This window comes from Pseudomonas sp., assembly GCF_035277045.1.
Taxonomy (GTDB): Bacteria; Pseudomonadota; Gammaproteobacteria; order Pseudomonadales; family Pseudomonadaceae; genus Aquipseudomonas.
In genome coordinates this window covers 1-2,690 of sequence record NZ_DATELE010000081.1, presented here as the reverse complement: position 1 = coordinate 2,690, position 2,690 = coordinate 1, and the positions used below count along the sequence as shown (strand labels likewise).

The following is a 2,690-nucleotide window of genomic DNA, read 5'->3' as shown; positions in this document are numbered from 1 at the left end:
GCCATCGTCTGCCAGGGCGGCGGCCCGCAAGACGTCGCCGTATTCGCTGAATCGCTGGGTCTGCCAAGGCGCCGACGCCGGGCCCGACACATCGCTCAGCTGCAGCCGGGGCCCGCCCACTGCCAGGACCTGGCCCTGCGCAGAATGGGTGATGCTGTTGAAAAAATCCGATCCCCACACCAGCTGCACGGCCATCGGCTGGCCGTCGGCATCGATGTCGAAGCGCTCGGGGGTCTGTTCCAGCGTCGAATACTGCACGTCGCTGGCGTTGTTGAGTTCGAAGCAGGTGTCGTGGCGCGCCTGTTCGGTGCAGTGCGGGAAGCGCCCGATGGTTTCCACCGACGGCGGCGAGTTGTCGTCGCAAGCCCCCAGCGCAAGGCTGGCGAGCGCCATGAGCACGATTTTCTTGCGGCAATCCATGTATCGCTCCACGTTTCCAGCGGGTCTGGGGCGCTATTTAGAAACGAGTGACGATAGCATTTATGGGGCGATGTAGACAAAAACAAGCCCGTGCAGGACTGGCTTGCCCTAAGGCCCTCTTCGCCGGCAATCAGTGATGCTTGCGCAGCGCCTCGACCAGCTGCGCCTTGGTCATGCGCGAGCGTCCGGCGATATCCTTGCTGCGCGCCTCCTTCATCAGGCTTTCCTTGGTCTGGCTGTCCAGCGACTCACTGGAGCCGCGCGAATGCCCGGCGCGGGTCTTGGCGGCGCGCTTGGCCGAGTCTGACCTGGCCGTGTGCTTGCTGGCCGATGACGTGTGCTTGCCCGACCCACCCGCCTTCTCGCCTCCACCCGACTGCTTGTTCACCGTGGCCCAGGCGCGCGCCTCGGCCTCATCCTTGGGCACGCCCTTGTCCTCGTAACCTTCTTCGATGTGCTGCGCCTTGCGCTTCTGCTCGGCGGTGTACTTGTCCTTGCTGCCCTGTGGCATGGGGGTTACCTCGCTTGATCGTGTAGGGGTCGCCAGGCCCGCACCAAGGCGCCATCCGCACCGAACGCGGGGTCTGCCTGTGGCATGGGCACCTGGAGGATGCGCGCCTTGCAGGCCGCATGGTCGGCAGTGCCTGGCCGTTGCAGGTCGTAGTCTTCCCGCCCTGCGGGATACGCGCCGACCACCAGGAAATCATCGCTGGCCTGCTCGCAGCGGTGGCCAGTGCCCGCCGGAAGGACCAGCACGTCGCCCGCCACCAGCTCGAGCACCTGGCCGGACTCGCCGCCCAGCGTGACCCGCGCGCTGCCACTGGCCACGCCCAGGGCCTCGTGGGCCGTGGAATGATAATGGTGGTAGTCGAAAATGCCGGCGCGCCACAACGGGCGCCAGTGATGGCGGGCGAACAATGCCTCGAAGGTGCTGGCCGCGTCGGACACATCCGTTAGAACGCGGTGATGCAGCACCACTGGCAAGGCGCTGTTGGGCGTCCGGCCGTCGTCCTCGAAATGCAGCAGTTGCGTGTTCATGGTCGGGTACCGGTTGCAGGACACACTATTGAGAGCCATGACGCGCGCAGGTGGTTCACTCGTACTCACCGCGCCGGTGGTCGGCCCAGCGCAGCCCAAGCGGGCCTGCAGTGTCGAACCTGCAACCCCCGCCGCCAAGGAGACCGCCATGACCCTTCACGCCGTAGCCCGGCTGGATCAGCTCAACGACGCCCAGGGCCTGCGCGTGCAGGCCGGCGCCGAGGAAATCGTGCTGCTGCGCCATGCAGGCGAGGTCCGCGCCTTCCAGGCAAATTGCCCCCACGCAGGCGCCCCGCTCGAAGAGGGCGCGGTCTGCGAGGGGTACCTGGTCTGCCCATGGCACAAGGCCGCGTTTGCCGTGGACAGTGGCCAGGTGTGCGAGCCGCCTGCCTTGAGCGACCTTGCGCGCTACCCCACCAAGGTCGAGGACGGCACGGTCTGGGTCGACGATGAGCCACTGGCGCCTGCCCGGCCGAGCCTGCGGCAGGATGCGCGCAGCTTCGTGGTGATCGGTGCCGGCGCCGCGGGCGCCGCCGCGGTGGCAAGCCTGCGCGCCCGGGGCTTCGCGGGGCAGCTGACGTGGATCGACCAGGAGCGCCACCCGGCATACGACCGCACCTCCTTGAGCAAATTCGTGCTCTCGGGCGAGATGGCTCCCGAAGACATACCGCCGCTGCTGGAAGGCAATGTCCAGCGCATCAACCACCTGCGCCGGCTGCATGCCAAGGTCCGCTCCATCGAGCCCGCCAGGCGGCGCATCAACCTGGCCGACGGCCAGACCCTCACCTACGACGCGGCCCTGCTGGCCACGGGCGGCAAGCCACAGCGCCCGGATATCCCCGGCGCGCAACTCTCAGGCGCCTTCGTGCTGCGCAGCCGGGAGGACGCCGAGCAACTGCTCGCGGTCGCCGAGCCCGGCCAGGTAGCGGTCATCGTCGGCGACAGCTTCATCGGCCTCGAAGCCGCCTCTGCGCTGCGCAAGTACGGCATGCAGGTGCATGTGGTCGCGCGCCACGAGGTGCCGCTGGTCAGGCAGGTCGGCGAGCGCATCGGCCGTGCCCTGCGTGACTGGCACGAGCGCAACGGCGTGGTGTTTCATGCGCCAGGCGAGCCTGCGCGGCTGGAAGGCGACGCCGAGGTGCAGGCCGTGGTTCTCGACACCGGAGAACGCATAGATACCCGCCTTGTTCTGTTCGGCACCGGCGTCAAACCCGCGACCGGGCTTGTTCGCG

The 2,690-nt window shown here is 67.8% G+C and carries 4 protein-coding genes; 1 reads left to right on the top strand and 3 read right to left on the bottom strand.

All coding sequences use genetic code 11. The annotated features are described in order from the left end of the window. The 3 genes from VJS90_RS03345 to VJS90_RS03335 form a co-directional block, all read right to left on the bottom strand. Positions 1–420, bottom strand: a 420-nt coding sequence (locus VJS90_RS03345; RefSeq protein ID WP_324119091.1) for a hypothetical protein, incomplete at its 3' end; no start/stop codon positions are given. A 130-nt stretch (positions 421–550) separates the two neighbouring features. Beyond that, a complete protein-coding gene (locus tag VJS90_RS03340; RefSeq protein WP_324119089.1) occupies positions 551–931 on the bottom strand; it encodes a termination factor Rho in 381 nt (126 codons plus the stop codon). Between the two features lie 5 nt (positions 932–936). Next, positions 937–1,458: a cupin domain-containing protein gene (locus VJS90_RS03335; protein ID WP_324119087.1), complete on the bottom strand. Its 522-nt coding sequence runs from the start codon at positions 1,456–1,458 to the stop codon at positions 937–939. A 148-nt stretch (positions 1,459–1,606) separates the two neighbouring features. On the opposite strand from VJS90_RS03335, the gene VJS90_RS03330 reads away from it, so the two are divergent. Then, positions 1,607–2,690: FAD-dependent oxidoreductase (locus VJS90_RS03330; protein WP_324119085.1), on the top strand; the 1,084-nt coding region annotated here is incomplete at its 3' end.